Raw genomic sequence first — 16,719 nt, 5'->3', positions numbered from 1 at the left:
CGGCGGAGAACCCGAACTCGGGCAACAGCGCGAGGGCGATGTCGCGCGGGTCGGCGTCGGAGAGGTCCTCGGTGCGGGTCACGGCGCCGCCCTGGTCCTGGGCGAGGGCGGCCTTCTTGGACTCGTCGGCGTCCGCCCGGCTGTCGGACCGTGACACGGTCGACGCGGCGCGGTCCTCGAGCTCGCTGTCGCTCAACGGCTTGCCCACCGAGGAGCCGAGCTGCGCGGTCGGGGCCGTTCCGGGCGAGCTCACACCGCCTGCGACCGCGACGCCGGTGGCTGCCACGGCGACGGTCGACAACGCAGCGGCACGCCGCACGACCGTGCCCGGCGCGCGGGTCTCGGCGCGGTGACGGGCTTGACGGTGCTTGGGGACGTACTTCTGGCGGGGGGACGGATTCAGGGAGGAGGACACAGTCGATTCGTTGGCTCGGGGGTAGCGAACAGGTCGGCGATCAACCGGATCGGTGCGGCCCGAACCGCTCAGATCACGAAATGATCACGCGCCACCTTGTCGAAGGTGCGGGGTAGTTGCAAACCGAACCAGGCAAAAAGTCGGGAGATTCGGGCCCCACAAGGTCACTCATGTCACGCAGGTCACACCGGTCCCGCCCGTTTCCCTTCTGGGGCGGGACCGGTGCCGAGCGTCACACGCGGCCGAGGGCTTCAGAGGGTGACGTTCTCCAGCATCTCGGTGACCAGGGCCGCGATCGGGGACCGCTCGCTGCGGGTCAGCGTGACGTGCGAGAAGAGCGGATGCCCCTTCAGCTTGTCCACCACCGCGACCACCCCGTCGTGACGCCCGACCCGGAGGTTGTCGCGCTGCGCGACGTCGTGGGTCAGCACCACCTTGGAGTTCGCGCCGATCCGCGAGAGCACGGTCAGCAGCACGTTGCGTTCGAGCGACTGAGCCTCGTCGACGATCACGAACGCGTCGTGGAGTGAGCGGCCTCGGATGTGGGTCAGCGGCAGCACCTCGAGCATCTCGCGGTCCAGCACCTCCTCGATGACGTCTCGGGACGTCACCGCGCTGAGGGTGTCGAACACTGCCTGTGCCCAGGGGCTCATCTTCTCCGACTCGGACCCGGGCAGGTAGCCGAGCTCCTGGCCTCCCACCGCATACAACGGCCGGAAGACGACCACCTTCTGGTGCTGACGACGCTCCATGACCGCCTCCAGGCCGGCGCACAGCGCGAGCGCCGACTTGCCGGTACCGGCGCGGCCGCCGAGGGACACGATCCCGACCTCGGGGTCGAGCAGCATCTCCAGGGCGATCCGCTGCTCGGCGGAGCGGCCGTGGATGCCGAACGCCTCGCGGTCACCGCGCACCAGGTGGACCTGCTTGTCCGGACCGACCCGGCCCAGCGCCGTACCTCGGTCGGACAGCAGCACCAGCCCGGTGTGGCAGGGCAGCTCGCGAGCCGCCGCGAGGTCGAGGGTGCCGTCGTCGTACAGCTCGTCGAGCTCGGGAGCGGTGACGTCGAGCTCGGCCATGCCGGTGTAGCCGGTCTCGGAGTCGCTGCTCTGGCCCGCCTCGGCGCGGTACTCCTCCGCGGTGAGCCCGACCGCGGACGCCTTGATCCGCATCGGCAGGTCCTTGGAGACCAGCGTGACGTCGTTGCCCTCGTTGGCCAGGTTGCGTGCGACCGCCAGGATCCGCGTGTCGTTGTCGCCGAGCCGGAAGCCGGAGGGGAGCGAGTCCGCGTCGGTGTGGTTGAGCTCGACGCGGACCGACCCGCCTTCCTGGCCGACCGGTACCGCCTCGTCGAGCCGCCCGTGGTTCACCCGCAGCTCGTCGAGCAGCCGGAGCGCCGACCGGGCGAAGTAGCCCAGCTCGGGATGGTGGCGCTTGGCCTCCAGCTCGGTGATCACGACGACCGGCAGCACCACTTCGTGCTCGTGGAACCGGCGTAGCGCCGCCGGGTCGGCGAGCAGAACGCTGGTGTCGAGCACGAACGTGCGCACACCGGGCGTGCCGGGCGTGCGTCCTGTCGTGCTTCCGGTGGTGGTGCGGGAGGCGGGCGCCTGGGACGCCGGAGTGGTCTTCTTGGCCGTGGTCGGCACGGTGTCACCCCTCACAGACCGGCGCGCGCACTCCTCGCCCGGTCCTTGATCACTCTGTCTCGGACCGGGAAGGTCGCCGTGGGCCGGAGTGCCGGCCCCCGGGCACACCGCGGGTCTCCCGTGGTGTCCCTCGGTCGTGAAGCCTCACGAACTGCCTCCCAGCACGACGAGCTTCCCCACTCGCCGTCACTTACGGAAAGTACGCCGCAGCCGGCTCGGTTCCCGGTCGACACGCCCGAACGCAGGGTGACGGTCAGGGAGCGCGTCAGCTGCCGAAGCGGCGCTCGCGCTGGGCGTAGGCGCGGATCGCGCGCAGGAAGTCGACCCGGCGGAAGTCGGGCCAGTAGGCCTCGCAGAAGTAGAACTCCGACTTCGCGCTCTGCCAGAGCAGAAACCCCCCGAGCCGCTGCTCACCGGAGGTACGGATCACCAGGTCCGGGTCCGGCTGGCCCTTGGTGTAGAGGTGGTCGGCGATGTGCTCGACGTCGATCACCGAGGCGAGCTCCTCCAGCGTGGTGCCCTTCTCGGCGTGCTCGGACAGCAAGGAGCGGACCGCGTCGGCGATCTCGCGACGCCCGCCGTACCCGACCGCGATGTTGACGAGCAACCCGTCGACGTCACGCGTGGTGTCGGCCGCCTGCTTGAGGATCGCGGTCGTCCCCGACGGCAGCAGGTCGAGCGCCCCCACCGGGTGGAGCCGCCACCGTCGCTGGGCGGCCAGCGTGAGCACGGCTTCCTCGATGATCTCGAGCAGCGGCTCGAGCTCTTCGGAGCGCCGGTTGAGGTTGTCGGTCGACAGCAGCCACAGCGTGACGACCTCGACGCCGACCTCCTCGCACCAGTCGAGGAGCGGCTCGATGTTCGCAGCACCTGCACGATGGCCGTGCGCCGTGTCGCGGCCGACCGCTTTGGCCCACCGGCGGTTGCCGTCGAGCATCACGCCCACGTGCTTAGGGATCTGGTCCTGCGGCAGCGCTCTGACCATCCGGGCCTCGTAGGCCGGGTAGAGCCGTCGACGTACCGCTTCCTTCGCCAGGTTCCACGTCGACACCACTCGATGATAGGCCCGTGACCTCCGTCGCGAACCGAGGACGCGGCGACCAGTCGTCACGTAGCGTCTGGTTCATGAAGGACGCGGTCCGGCACGGTCTCGACCAGCTTGCCGAGCTGGCCGATGACATCAAGCCGCGACTGCGCGGATGGCTGCACCTGGTCAACGCGCCGCTGACGCTGGCGGCCGGAGTCGTGCTGATCGCCCTGTCACCGACGGCGCCGACGAGGATCGGATCGGCGGTCTACGCCGGCTCGGCGCTGCTGCTCTTCACGGTGTCCGCGATCTACCACCGCGGCACGTGGTCACCACAGGTGCACCACTTCCTCAAGCGGTTCGACCACGCCAACATCTTCCTGCTCATCGCCGGGTCCTACACCCCGTTCGGTCTGCTGCTCCTCGAGGGCGCCACCCGGACGGTGCTGCTGACCACCGTCTGGGCCGGGGCGGCACTCGGCGTCGGGTTCCGCGTGCTCTGGGTCGGCGCGCCGCGCTGGCTCTACCTCCCGATCTACCTCGGGCTCGGCTGGGCGGCCGTGTTCTTCATCGACGACTTCGCCGCGGGCGCCGAGAGCCTCGGAGTCGGCGTCGGCACCGCGGTTCTGGTGCTGGTGATCGTGGGAGGCGCCCTCTACACGCTGGGCGCGATCGTCTACGGGCTCAAGCGGCCGGACCCGTGGCCGCGCTGGTTCGGCTTCCACGAGATCTTCCACACCTTCACGATCCTGGCGTTCGTCAGCCACTACGTCGGCATCTCGCTCGCGACGTACGCGTCACGCTGAGTCGTCAGAGTCGGCCGGTCGCCAGAGACGCGGGGTCGGTGACGGGGCGCTCGCAGACGAACCCCCGGCAGACGTACGCCGCCGGCTGCTGGTCGACCGGAGTCCGGCCGACCAGCAGCGGCACGTCGTTGCGCGGCCCGTCTGCAACGATCACGACCGCCCCAGGTCGGCGCCGGGCGGCGTGCGCCAGGGCGTCCCGCTCCGGGCCGGCCGGGCCGACGACGGCGATCTCCTCCGGACCGCCGACCATCGACTGCGCGGCCGCCAGCGACCAGCCTGCGAACCTGGGCGCTCTCTCGGCGATCGCCGCCACGGAGGCCAGCGCCGCTTCTGCCGCGTCGCGGTGTCGGCCGGACCCGGTGAGCGCCGCGTAAGTCGAGAGCGCGTGCACGGTCGACGACAGCCCGCTGGGCGACGCGTTGTCGGACGGGTCGCGCGGGCGGGCCACGAGGGCCTCGGCGTCGTCGGCGGTGTCGAAGAAGCCACCGTCCGCGGCCGCGAAGTGGGTCAGGGCGACGTCGAGCAGGTCGCCGGCCCGTTCCAGCCAGACGGCGTCGCCGGTCGCCTGCAGCAGGTCGAGGAAGCCGCTCGCGACGCAGCCGTAGTCCTCGAGCACCGCCGCGGGCGCCCCGACCACCCCGTCGCGCGAGACCCGGCGGAGCCGGCCGTCGACGAGGTGAAGCCCGTGCAGCAGCTCACCCGCCTCGACAGCGGCGGCGACGTAGTGCGGCAGCCCGATCAGCCCGCCGGCGACGCACAGGCCGCTGATGGCCAGCCCGTTCCACGCCGCGACGACCTTGTCGTCACGGGCGGGACGCTCCCGGGCGGCGCGCGCGTCGCGCAGCCGCTTCTGGCAGTCGAACCACCGCTCCAGGTCGTCGGGGTCCTGCCGGAGCTGCAGGGTGGACGTGCCGCGCTCGAAGCTGCCGGTCTCCGTGACCGACAGCAGCTCGGCCGCCCACGGTCCGTCGTCGGGGCCCAACACGTCGACGAGCTGCTGGGGGGTCCACACGTAGTACGTTCCCTCCGCCCCTTCGGAGTCGGCGTCGAGCGCCGATGCGAAGCCGCCCTCGGGAGTGCGCAGCTCCTCCAGCAGGAAGTCCGCGACGCCCTCGGCCGCCCAGACCCCCACGGGCGTGCCCCACTCGGCGTACACGCGCATCAGCAGCGCGTTGTCGTAGAGCATCTTCTCGAAGTGGGGCACGACCCAGTCGGCGTCGACGCAGTAACGGGCGAAGCCGCCGCCGAGCTGGTCGTGGATGCCGCCGCGGGCCATCGCCTCCAGGGTGCCGGCCGCCATCTCGGTCGCCCGCTCGGAGCGGTGGCGGAGCAGGAACTCCAGCACCATCGAGGGTGGGAACTTGGGTGCGCCGCCGAAGCCGCCACGGTCTGCGTCGTACTCGCGCGCCAGGAGCTCGACCGCTCGGTCCAGGACCTCCTGGCCTACGGGTGCCGGAGTCGCGGCGAGCGGTTCGCGCAGGTGCTCCCGGATCCGGCCGGCGACCCGCCGTACCTCGTCGGCCTGATCGGTCCAGGCCTCCTTGATCGCGGCCAGCACCTGTCGGAAGCTCGGTTGCCCGTGGCGAGGCTGGTCGGGGAAGTAGGTGCCGGCGAAGAACGGGTTGCCGTCGTGGTCGAGCACGCAGGTCATCGGCCAGCCGCCGTGACCGGTCATCGCGGTCGTGGCGTTCATGTAGATCGCGTCGACGTCCGGCCGCTCCTCGCGGTCGACCTTGATACTGACGAAGTGCTCGTTGAGGTAGGCCGCCGTCGCCTCGTCCTCGAACGACTCGTGCGCCATCACGTGGCACCAGTGGCAGGCGGCGTACCCGACGCTCAGCAGCACCGGCACGTTCCGCCGCCGGGCCTCGTCGAACGCGTCCTCGCCCCACTCCCACCAGTCGACGGGGTTGTCCTTGTGCTGCAGCAGGTACGGGCTCGTGGCGTTCCGCAGGCGGTTCACGATGCCAGTCTGCCCCCTCGGTGGTGCCGTGCCCGGTGTCCGAATCACGCGCGACGCGCCACCATCCGACATCGAAGCACCACGTCCAGCAGCGGGTGTGGGCTCGCTCGGCCACCCTCCGCAGCCGTCGGCGGTGGGCTGTTCCCGGTCGCTGGTCAATGGGCGCTGCACGGTGCTTCAATGAGGGATACGCCAGACCGAACGGGGGAGGTTCGGGCATGGAGGTGTCCTCGGACACGATGACCCTGGAGATGCTGCCCGCGCGTCACGGCGACGCTCTTCTGGTCAGCTGGGGCCCCGCGGAGGACCGTGCGCATCTCCTTGTGGACGGCGGGCCTGCCTCGGCCTACCCGGAGGTCAGCGGCCGGATCTCAGACGCGGTGGCCGGCGACGGGCTCGAGCTGATGGTGCTCACGCACATCGACGCGGACCACATCGAGGGGACACTGTTGCTCGCCAACGACGCCGCGCTCGCGCTCGACGTCGGCGAGTTCTGGTTCAACGGTCCTGCGCAGCTCACCGACGAGCTCGGCCCGGCGCAGGGAGAGATGCTGGCGGCCCTGATCCGTGCCCGGGGCATCCCCCACAACGCCTCCTTCGCCGGTCGCGCCGTGTCGAGCACGGACGATGGGGTGCTCCCGAGGCATGAGCTCCGCCATGGCCTGGTGCTCACGGTCGTCGGGCCGGACGCCGATTCGCTGCGCCGACTGCGGGACGTGTGGTTCTCCACCGCCGGCGAGGAGGGGCTGGTCTTCGAGAGCGAGGACCACGCGATCGAGGAGCTGCGACGCCGCACTCACCGGATCCTCGGCGACACCTATCTCGCAGGGGAAGGCGAGCCCGACGTGGCGAGGCTGGCCGCCGAGGTGGCTCCCCGCGACAACGCACCGGCCAACCGGAGCAGCATCGTGCTGCTCCTCGAGTACGCCGACCAACGCATCCTGCTCGCCGGCGACGCCACGCCCACCGCGCTGACGGGTGCGGTCCGGCGGCTGCTCGCCGAGCGCGGTGTCGACCAGCTCGACCTGACCGCGTTCAAGCTGCCCCACCACGGCAGCACCCGCAACATCACCCGGGACCTCCTCACGCTGCTGCCCTCGGACCTCTACCTGTTCTCCAGCAACGGCGACAAGTTCGGCCACCCCGACGACGGCGGCGTCGCCAAGTGTCTCGCCTTCGGTAGGTCCGGCGCCGCCCTGGCCTTCAACTACCGCACCCCCAAGACCCTCCGCTGGGACGATCAGCGGCTGCTCTCCCGCCGTCGGCAGCGCGCGATCTACCCACCTGCGGGTGAGAGCGGGCTGGCCGTGACGCTGCCCCTGACGGTGCCGACGGGGTGACCAGGTGGAGCGGAGGCGGATCTCGGTCATCGTGTCGGCGGACGGCAGCGTCGAGGCGCGATCGTGGAGTGACGACGCACGGATCTCGACCGCGGGCCACCGGCTGGACCTCACCGGGCTCGACGGCCGCACGCTCCGCCTCTTCGACCGGTGGCTCCGGAAACGGGACCGGACCTGGAGCGAGGAGGAGCTGCGGGTCTTCGGTCTGTTGCTGCACCGTCGGCTGTTCTCCAGCGATGTCTGGGCCTGGCTGCTCGACCGTTTCGACGCCGCTCGCGCGGACGGGGTCGTCATCGAGCTGAGCCTGGTCTTCCAGGCCGATGCCGCCTCCTCACGGATGGCTGCTCTGCCCTGGGAGTACCTCTGCTCGCCTGACCGTCCCGGACGGGACGGGCAGTTCCTGGTGCTCACCGCGGGCCTGATGCTATCCCGCTCGGTTCCGCCCGGCACCGCGCACCAGCCGAACCCCGACGCCAACCGGGTCCGGATCCTCCCCGTCGTCGGGGAGCACGGGGACGAGACGCTGGGTCGCGTCGAGTACGAAGAGGTGGAGGACTCACTTCGCGTGGCCGCGGCCGCGTGTGACTTCGACGTCCTCGACACCTGCGTCGACGCCACCCTCGAGCAGCTGGCGGGACTGGTCCGGGAGCGTCGACCCCACGTCCTGCACTACCTCGGCCACGCCCGGTTCGACGACCTCGACGGGCTCGGCTCGGTGGCGTTGCACGACCCGCAGGGCGGATACCGGTGGGTCGATGAGAATCGGCTGGCCGCCGCGGTCTGCAGCGAGTCCTGGGCGCCTACGGTCACCATCCTGCACGCCTGCGAAGGCGGCGCCAACGACTACGACTTCCGATACGCCGGGCTCGCCCCCGCCCTGGTGCGCAGCGGCGTGCAGAGCGTCGTCGCGATGCAGTACCCGGTGCTGAACTCGACCGCCAGCACCTTCAGCACCGCACTCTACGAAGCCCTTGCCGACCACCAGTACCTCGACGAAGCCGTGCAGTCCGCGCGCCGCATCACCTGGGAGTCGGTCCCGGACGACGCCCGGCCGCTCGGGCTCCCGATGCTCTACCACCGCAGTGCCCGACCACTGATCGGGGCCGCAGCAGGGCAGGAGACGGCAAGGTGAGCGGGCAGGAGTTCCAGATCAAGGTGACGCAGGGCGGGGTTGAGGCGATGTTCGGCACCACGGGCACCGAGCTGGCGCCCGCGGGCGACGCGGCCCTCCCACTCGACCGGCTCACGCTGGACACCTGCGACTCCCTGGCCAGGCTGCTCCACATCTGGGACGTGATCGAGGAGCAGGACGGACGTCCCCGTAGGTCGCCCTTCGGGCGCCAGACCCTCGAGGTCCTCGGCAGCCACCTGTGGCGGCTGCTGCTGGACAACGAGGTGGGTCGGAGCCTCAGCGGCGTCGTCGCCACCGCTGGCCGGCCAACGCTTCGCGTGCTGCTCGAGTTCGACGACTACGCCGACGAGACGTTGCGCGGCCTGCCGTGGGAGTTCCTCTACGACCGGACCCACGAGTGGTTCCTCTCCGCCGAGGCCGAGCTGATGCTGACCCGCTATGTGTCGGACCCCGCGGGCAGGGCGAACGTCGCTGCGCACCGGGGCGACCAGGGACTGCGCGTGCTGCTGGTCAGCGCGCTGCCGGACACCGAGGACTTCGCCAGCCAGCAGCTCCAGCTGTACCGCCTGCGCACCGCCCTGCAGCATGTCGAGAAGCTGCAGGTCCTCGAGCCGGTCACCACTGCGGACGACCAGTCCATCAAGGATGTCCTCGACAACCAGGACGAGCCCTGCCACATCGTGCACGTGATCGGCATCTGCAAGGGGGCGCCTGGCCGGCCCCAGATCTTCCTCGGCGGAAAGGGCGACCCGTTCGGCGACCCGTCGCCGCTGGTGAACCTGCTGACGTCGTGCCGGACGAAGCCGCAGCTGGTGGTGCTGCAGCTGTGCGACTTCGTCGACGGAGACGCCACGGAGAACTTCGAGCGGCTGGCCCCCGACCTGATCCGCAAGAGGATCCCCGCGGTCCTCGCGTTGCAGCTGCCGGCGCGCGTCGAACAGGCCGACCAGGTCGGCCTGGGTGCGGACTTCTATCGATCCCTGGCGACCGGCATGACGGTCGGGGAGGCGGTGCAGGAGAGCCGGGTGAAGCTGAGGAAGCAGCGCGTGGACCGCCGGTTCGGGACTCCGGTGCTCTACCTCCAGCAGGACGGACCGCTGATCCTGGAGCGCCGGGACCCACCCTCCGTGGGGGCCGTCGCGCAGACCGGGGACCAGGCCGCCGAGCAGATGAAGCGCCGCCTGGCCGACTCGATTCCGGGCCAGATCTCGATCGAGGACCGGATCGAACTGCTGGAGTGGGTGAACGGCCTCGATCTGAGGGGTGGCGACCCCGCCGTGGCACGCGAGCTGGTGCAGGCCAGACGGCGGGACAACCCGAACCCCGCACTCGTCGAGGTCTTCCGGCGCATGCTCGAGGCGATCCGGCAGCAGGAGCAGGGAGGCGGCCGTGGATCGCCCTGAACTCGAGCCCGACCTCGCAGCCAGCAGCCGCAGGATCCTCGCCGACGCGATCCAGGAGCTGGACGACGCCCGGGTGTCGTGGCCGACGAAGACCTTCGTCCGCACGATCCTGCGCGGCCTCAGGCGCCTGGGCGACCACGACGACGCGATCGCCGGTGTGGACCGGGTCGCTCGAGAGGTCGGGCAGATCAGTGCCGTCCTCGAGCGGTGCGCGCGGGCGCTGCGGAAGGCCGAGGACGTCGAGGCCGCGCGCCAGCCTGCCGGCAGCGACGAGTGGTGGAACATCCGCATCCGCGGGGTCGGTCGTGCCGTCGCCGGCGAGCCGGTGGAGGCCGCCCTCCGGCTGTGGGTGAGAGCGTGGGTGGAGGGGCTGGCCGCCGAGTCCTGGGCGGGCTGCCGCCGGGTCCTGGACGTCTCGGGCCTGCCCGCGGCCGCCACTCCGGCTGCCGACCTGATGCGCCGGGTCGTCGACGCTCTGGCGTCGCGAGAGGCGGCAGCCGCTTTGGAGCCGTTGGAGGCGCTGCTGTTCGAGCCGCGGCCGGTCGATCTCGCCGCCGCGGAAGCGGTGCCGCTCGCGGTGCTGCGGACCCGGATCCTGCTGCATGAGTTCTCCGACGTGGAGGCCCCTCGCCAGGCCGCCGAGGACGCTGTCGGGCTGGCCGGGACGGACCGACGGCTAGCCGCTCTGGCGCTGGCCGCCCGGGCCGAGACCGAGCTCGCGGCCGACAGCGTCGACGCAGCCCGCCGTGCGCTCGCCGCCGTCGGCACGGACCCGCCGCTCGACGCGTTGGTCGCCCAGGGTCTGGTGTCCGAGCGCGAGGGACAGTGGTCGCTTGCGGACGAGTGCTACGACCGGGCGATCCGCCTCGACCCGGACGCGACGCGGCCGGAGTTGCTGCGCCCGGTGCCGGCCCGACTCCTGGTCAGGGCCGCGCAACGCTCGCAGGACGTGACCGAGGCGGTTCGGCTGCTGGAGCAGGCGCTGGACGCCGGTGTCCCCGGCGAGGGCGACCACCCGGACCGGGACGTGCAGGTGGGGCTGGCGCAGCGACGGCGCGAGCTGGCAGGGGAGCTTGACGCCGCGGGACGTGCTGACGAGGCCGCCCGCAGCCGGGCCAAGGCAGCCGCCGCACTCGTCGAGGCCGGGCAGGGCTACTCAGCCGCTGGCCTCACCCAGCGCGCAGTAGTGCTCTTCGAGGAGGCGTGCTCACTGGCACCGGACGAGCCCGCGTACCGCTGGACCTGCGCCGAGGCGCAGCGGCTCCAGGCCCACCGACCCGACGGCACGCTCGACCTCTGGTTGCTCGACACTGCCCGCGGTCACCTCGAAGCCGGGCTCACGCATCGTCTCCCGGCGGCTGACGAGGCCTGGGTGCTGATCACCCAGGCACTCATCGAGGACACCCTGCCCGACCCGCACGAGGACCCGGAGGTGCTCGCCGAGCGAGCCGTCCTCCTCGACCCGGACTACACCCTCGGGTACGCCTTCCTGGCAGGCATCCAGCGCGGGCGTGGCCGTCCCGAAGACGCCTTGCGGGCGACGACCACGATCGGCGATCCGACGCTCACCGCAGAGCCGTTCCTCTTCCAGACCCACCTCGAGGTGCTGCGCGACCTAGGTCGTCACGAGGAGGCACTGGAGGCGCTGGACCTGCGCCTCGGCCTGGGGATGGACGGGGACATGTCGGCACGCCGCGCCGAGATCCTCATCGAGCTCGACCGCCCGGACGAGGCTTTGGCCGCGCTGGAGGGCGCAGAACCCACCAGCGAAGTCAGGGTCGTACGCGGCCACGCCCTCTTCGCGTCTGGGGATGCCCAGCAGGCCCGTGAGGAGTTCAGTGCGCTGTGGGCAGACACGCGGTCGGGGCCGTCGCAGCAGTACGCCGGGTGGGCGGCCTACCGCGCGGGCAGGGTGGACGAGGCGATCTCGATCTACGAGGACCTCGCCGGCCGCGGCGACACACGGGAGGCGTTCCAGAGGGACCTGGGGCAGATGCACCTGGTCCGCGGGGACCTCGACACCGGCAGCGAGCTGCTCACGCAAGGGATCGACCGGTGCCCCTATGCGGGAGACCTGCATCACCTCGAGGTGGTCGAGCTCGCCTACGTCCGGGACGTCACCGCCCACACCCCCCACGGCGCGGCCGTCGCGGCTGCCGTGTCCGACCTGGTCGTTCACATCCGGGAGAGGGTCGGGGCGATCCGGGCGGCGTCGGCCCCGGAGGAGGGACCCATCGCCCTGCTTGGCCACGCACGGCAGGCGTTGGCCGGCGGCGACCACATCGACGCCTTGGTCTACTACCTCGTGCTGGCCGCCAAGGAGTTGGCACCGGAAGCGCGGCGGGGGCTGCGCCGCGCCGCCGTCGGCGCACGGGACGCCGGGGACCGGCTCTGGGTCGCGGGCGACGCCGCCGCTGCACGCGGCCGGTGGTCCTCGGTCCAGGACGCCCTCGGGGATGCCGCCTTCTCCGAGGAGTTCGGCCTCGGTGCCGGCCTGGCCTGCCGACTGCTGGTCGCAGACCTGATTGAAGGCAACCTCGAGGATGCCGCCTCGCGACTCAACGGGGTGCGGGTCGACGAGGAGGTGCTGAACGAAGTCAAGCAGGCGGTCGCGACGCTCGCAGACGATCCGGACCGGCTGTGGGCACTCTACGACGGCCTCTCCGGGCTCGACGAGGTGCTGCGACCCGACCGGGCGCGGCCGCTCCGGGGGACCATTCTGGACAGTCTTCCCATCGACCGCGCCTACCGGCTTGCGGCCACCGACGCGGACACTCGCGGATCGGCGTTCCTGTTCGTGAACCCCTTGGAGCTACGGCTGGGGCCCGCGCTGCACCGGTTGGTCGACACCGCCGACCTGGCCGACGAGATAGGCAGGCTGCGGGCCCGGGTCGAGGAGGACACCGGGGTCCGACTGCCGTGGCTCTACCCGGTCGCCGCCGACGGCCCGACGGAGGCTCGTGCCGAGGTTCGGGTGTACGGCCGCTACGTCGGCGAGGTCCGCGCCGGAGCGGAATCGCGGGTGGCGGAGCTGGTCGCCTCCGTCGAAAAGGTCGTGCGCCGGCACCTGTACCGGCTGCTGAGCGTCGACGACGTGGCGCTCTGGCTCGAGGGCTGGGACCCGAGCACCGTGGACGCTCCCGAGTGGCAGCCGGTCGACCCTCGTGCTGACCGCCTCCGGCTGGCCCGGGTTCTCCGGATGTTGCTCAGGGAAGGTGTGCAGGTACGCGACCGCGGAACCATCGTCGCGGCGTTCGAGACGGCGAGTCGCGTCGGCGGTGAGATGCCGGTCACCGTGGACGCGCTGCGCGCGGTTCGCCGCGCTCTGGGTGCCGATGTGCTGGGTGCCGGCACCGGGATGCGGGTTGTCGCGGTGCCGACGAGCCTCGAGCACCGACTGGCTGCCGGAGTCGCGCCGGACGGACTGTCCTGGACGGGCAGCCGCGAGGACGGCCTCGCCCTCGTGGCCGCATTGCGTGCCTGGCTCGCGGCGCCTGACACCGGAGCCGCCGACGCGATCAGCGTCGAGAACGCCTCCGTGCGGGTGTTCGTGTGGCGGTTCCTGGCCGCGGACCGACCGGCGGTTCGGGTCGTGGCGAGGGAGGAGCTCACGTGAGCGAGCTGGCTCGACGGGCGATCGGATCATGGGCGGCCCGGCGGAGTGAGGAGTCCGAGCGCGGGTCCGTCCGTGTGGAAATACGGCTCGGCGACGAGCTCGCACCAGCGGCCGACCCGATCCAGGACCTCGTGCAGGAGTCGCTGACCGGACTGACGACCGACTTGGGGATCGGGCGGGAGGCGCTCGTCGAGGTGACCCACGAGCGACCTCGCCGACCGCCGCTGCTCACCGCATCTCTCGACGGGCACCCGGTGGCCCACCTCGAGGCGGACCGCCTGGGCGGCGAAGAGATAGCACCGGCCGTGGCCCGGGCCGTGGTAGGTGGCGTGCTGCGCCGGCTGTCGCTGATGGCCGACGGGTTCGGCAGCCCAGCGGGCTCCTACGTGGTCGGGCTGGGGTGCCGCCCAGGCACGGAGCGGGCCGGGCGTGGGTCTGCCGTCGAGGCGGCGGAGGTGGCTCTCGACGAGAGGGACGACGCGATCGTGGTCGAGCTCTCCGCCGCAACGCTGCGACGGGTCGGTCGAGGGGCGCAGCATGACGTCGCGAAGCTCCGCGAGGACGAGCTCCACCACCAGGGCGTCATGTACCCCGATGTCCATGCGCGTGCTACCGACGACCCGCCGGGCACCGTGCGACTGCGGTTGAACGATGTGACGCTCCCTCCTTATTCGCTCGATCCGGACGCAGCCTGGAAGGACGTCGTCGACCTGATGGCAGCCGAGGTAGCCGTACGTCGACACTGGTTCCTGCGGCAAGGGCAGGTGTCCGCGCGACTCGACGACGACCTCGTGTACCTCCAGCCCGACCTGGTAGCGGTGATCGACGCCAACTTCTCCCGAGCCGCGCTCACCGCATGCCTGCGCGAGCTGGTGCGCAGCGGGCGACGGATCCGTAACCTCCCCCGGATCCTGTGGTTCCTGCTCGAGCAGGCCGATCCCGACGGCGACCCCGACACGCTGCGACTTGCGGAGTCGCCGCTGGTGCCCAAGTCGAGGTATGCCCCTCGCGCCGACCCGGACCCGCTGCTGCTGGCCGCCCACGTACGGAAGCTGGCAAACGAGGAGGCCTGGCGCCTCGGCAACTATCGAATGCCGCGCGGCGCCGTGCGGCTAGCCGCCGAGACGGAGCACGCCCTCACCAGGGGCGGGGCGGATCCCGAGGAGCTGGCCCGCGCGGAGTGGGCGGCGGTTCGAGCGGTCGCGGCCGAGCCCGCAGAACGGGTGATCACGCGCTCGGTCCGAGCCATCGCTGCGGTGCGGGACACGTTGCAGGCGCTGCCCCGCCCACCCAGGGTCACCGCTTCCCAAGAGCTCCCTCCCGACGCCGACCTGACGCAGTTCCGCGTCCTCGACGAGCCATCGACGGAGGCATGGTCATGACCCCTCAACCCGACACCTCATCCGACACCTGGATCGTCGACTCGCATTCCCTCGGAACGGCACTGACCCAGACGCCCTGTCCGGACTCGCGGGTGCGGCCGGCGGAGCCGGCGCCGTGCCAGCGACCCGTGGCGGTGACGTTCTCCGGCGGCGGCTTCCGGGCGACGCTGCCGGCACTGGGGGTCGTGCGGTTGTTGGCCGACCTGGGTCGGCTTGCGGACCTGCGCTACCTGTCGTCTGTGTCGGGAGGCTCGGTGGCGCTCGGCCTGGTCGGGGCGGCGTGGCCCGAGCTCCGCCGTCGGAGCTTCACGGCACAAGCGGTCGACGAGCTGGTCATCGAGCCGGCGGTACGGAGGATCTCGGGCTCATCGCTCAAGAGGTCCCTCGTCCTGGGCAGCTGGCGCACGGTCGGACCGCTCACCCGCACCGAGCTGCTGGCCCGCAGGTTCGACGACTGGTTCTTCGGAGGCCTGGAGCTCACCGCGCTCGACCCGGAGGTTCGCTGGATCCTCAACAGCGCCAACCTCGCCAGCGGGGCTCGCTTTCGGATGGAGCGCGACGTGCTTGGTGACTACACCATCGGTCTGATCCCCACGGCGGAAACCGAGCTCCGACTCTCCCTCGCCGTAGCAGCATCGGCGGCCGTGCCCGGCGCGTTCGCGCCGGTGAAGCTGAAGGGTCTGGACTTCCCTTGTGCCACGGACGACCCGGCGCTGCTCGACGGGGGTGCGTATGACAACACCGGCCTCCAGGCCCTGGACGGCGACCGGTACCGCGAGGCATTCCTCGTCAGCCTGAACGCCGGCGGCCTGCTGCGTCCCGGCGCCTACGGCCGGATCCCGCTCGTCCGCGAGCTCGCGCGCGCCAACTCGCTGCTCTACCGCCAGAGCACTGCTCTGCGGACCAGCTCCATGGTCGAACGGTTCGAGCGGGGCGCAGAGGTCCCCACCGGCGAGCCGCTGCCGAAAGGAGCTCGTCGCGGCGTCCTGTTCGCGCTGGCGACGAACTTCCCCGAGACGGGACGCTTCGCCCCCACGGGATGGCGGGAGGCGCACGCCGAGCTGCGGTCCTACGACGGGAAGGACCTCGCCCTCTACCCGACAGTGTTCGACAGGCTCGATCTCCGACTGTGCCGCACGCTCGTCTACCGGGGGTGGTGGCTCGCCGGGGCTGCGTTCGCCAGCCGGGCGCCCGATCAGGTTCCGGACCCTCGACTACTGAAGCCGCCGGAGGTGTAGCTCCGGGCGCGATTTCCGTCACCGCGGACCCCGCGGGGGCTGGTTGCTGCGCGACATCGCCAAGGCCGAGGCCGAGGCCGACGTCGCCGAGCCGGCGCCTGTCGGGGAGTCATCAGCCCAGGATCGACGTCGACATCGACGAGAAGGGACCGCTCCGTCGACCCGTGAGCGCGCCCGATCGCCGGGCGTCATTCGCGTCGGTGACGGTGTCGGATCCACTCCGGGGGTGGGCGGCCCGCCTTGGTCGGTGCGAGGAACTCGGGAATGCCGTCGGCGGCGAGCCTGACCTGCCAGGGGGTGTGGTGAATGGTGCGGTGATGATGCCCGCACAACAAGACGAGGTTGTTCAACGAGGTGGTGCCGCCGTCGATCCAGTGGCGGATGTGGTGGGCATGGCCCATTACCGGCGGCCTGGTGCAGCCGGGGAAGGCGCAGTGCCGGTCCCGGGCGACCAGCGCGGTCCAGATCGCCGGGGTCACCAGCCGGTGGGTGCCCTCGCCGCGGGTGGTGCCGGCCAGGTGGGTGTACCAGTCCGCCGTCGACCCCCACGCCATCTGTTTGCGGGGGATCTCGCGGGCGTCAATCTCCGCGAGCAGCGACGCCTCCTGCGCGGCGGTCTTCGCCTTGAGCCGTTGCAGCTCCTCCACCCCGGCCACCAGCTCGCCGTCGGGGCGGGCGGACCCGAGCACGTCGGCGACCCCGTCGATCCCCGCACACGCGGTCGCCACGACACCCGCCGCGTCAGCGG

Annotated in this window: 11 protein-coding genes and 1 pseudogene; 7 read left to right on the top strand and 5 right to left on the bottom strand. The window is 71.5% G+C overall.

The features are described from left to right. The 3 genes and pseudogenes from VFZ39_RS11430 to VFZ39_RS11420 form a co-directional block, all read right to left on the bottom strand. Positions 1-415 (bottom strand): annotated as a pseudogene (locus VFZ39_RS11430) (lytic transglycosylase domain-containing protein); the annotation flags it as partial. A gap of 251 nt (positions 416-666) precedes the next feature. Beyond that, entirely contained in the window at positions 667-1,965 is a 1,299-nt protein-coding gene (locus tag VFZ39_RS11425) for a PhoH family protein (RefSeq protein ID WP_330865878.1), read from the bottom strand. Positions 1,966-2,329: 364 nt separating this feature from the next. Next, the gene (locus tag VFZ39_RS11420; RefSeq protein ID WP_330865877.1) at positions 2,330-3,115 is read right to left on the bottom strand and encodes an isoprenyl transferase; all 786 of its coding nucleotides are present in this window, start codon (positions 3,113-3,115) and stop codon (positions 2,330-2,332) included. Between the two features lie 74 nt (positions 3,116-3,189). On the opposite strand from VFZ39_RS11420, the gene trhA reads away from it, so the two are divergent. After that, complete coding sequence (trhA, locus tag VFZ39_RS11415) at positions 3,190-3,897, top strand: PAQR family membrane homeostasis protein TrhA (protein WP_330865876.1); 708 nt, start codon at positions 3,190-3,192, stop codon at positions 3,895-3,897. Positions 3,898-3,901: 4 nt separating this feature from the next. On the opposite strand, the gene VFZ39_RS11410 is transcribed toward trhA, so the two are convergent. Then, the gene (locus VFZ39_RS11410) at positions 3,902-5,860 is read right to left on the bottom strand and encodes a thioredoxin domain-containing protein (protein ID WP_330865875.1); all 1,959 of its coding nucleotides are present in this window, start codon (positions 5,858-5,860) and stop codon (positions 3,902-3,904) included. Positions 5,861-6,078: 218 nt separating this feature from the next. Here VFZ39_RS11410 and VFZ39_RS11405 point away from each other — a divergent pair, with 218 nt between their 5' ends. From VFZ39_RS11405 to VFZ39_RS11380, 6 genes are read left to right on the top strand one after another with little or no spacing between them, the layout of a single operon-like run. Next, the gene (locus tag VFZ39_RS11405; protein ID WP_330865874.1) at positions 6,079-7,200 is read left to right on the top strand and encodes a hypothetical protein; all 1,122 of its coding nucleotides are present in this window, start codon (positions 6,079-6,081) and stop codon (positions 7,198-7,200) included. A gap of 4 nt (positions 7,201-7,204) precedes the next feature. Further along, positions 7,205-8,332, top strand: a complete 1,128-nt coding sequence (locus VFZ39_RS11400) for a CHAT domain-containing protein (protein WP_330865873.1) — start codon at positions 7,205-7,207, stop codon at positions 8,330-8,332. Continuing rightward, positions 8,329-9,735 carry a CHAT domain-containing protein gene (locus VFZ39_RS11395; protein WP_330865872.1) on the top strand — a complete coding sequence of 469 codons (1,407 nt, stop codon included), beginning with the start codon at positions 8,329-8,331 and terminating at the stop codon, positions 9,733-9,735. The genes VFZ39_RS11400 and VFZ39_RS11395 overlap by 4 nt, the downstream gene beginning before the upstream one ends. Continuing rightward, positions 9,722-13,351 carry an FHIPEP family type III secretion protein gene (locus tag VFZ39_RS11390; protein ID WP_330865871.1) on the top strand — a complete coding sequence of 1,210 codons (3,630 nt, stop codon included), beginning with the start codon at positions 9,722-9,724 and terminating at the stop codon, positions 13,349-13,351. Before VFZ39_RS11395 ends, VFZ39_RS11390 begins: the two co-directional genes overlap by 14 nt. Continuing rightward, positions 13,348-14,733, top strand: a complete 1,386-nt coding sequence (locus VFZ39_RS11385) for a hypothetical protein (RefSeq protein WP_330865870.1) — start codon at positions 13,348-13,350, stop codon at positions 14,731-14,733. Before VFZ39_RS11390 ends, VFZ39_RS11385 begins: the two co-directional genes overlap by 4 nt. Then, positions 14,730-15,971, top strand: a complete 1,242-nt coding sequence (locus VFZ39_RS11380; RefSeq protein ID WP_330865869.1) for a patatin-like phospholipase family protein — start codon at positions 14,730-14,732, stop codon at positions 15,969-15,971. Before VFZ39_RS11385 ends, VFZ39_RS11380 begins: the two co-directional genes overlap by 4 nt. 188 nt (positions 15,972-16,159) lie before the next feature. Here VFZ39_RS11380 and VFZ39_RS11375 read toward each other — a convergent pair. Further along, positions 16,160-16,719: HNH endonuclease signature motif containing protein (locus VFZ39_RS11375; RefSeq protein WP_330865868.1), on the bottom strand; the 560-nt coding region annotated here is incomplete at its 5' end.

The organism is Nocardioides sp., assembly GCF_036374615.1.
Classification (GTDB): domain Bacteria; phylum Actinomycetota; class Actinomycetes; order Propionibacteriales; family Nocardioidaceae; genus Nocardioides.
Note: the sequence above shows the minus strand (reverse complement) of the source record. Positions and strands in the feature narration are given on the sequence as shown.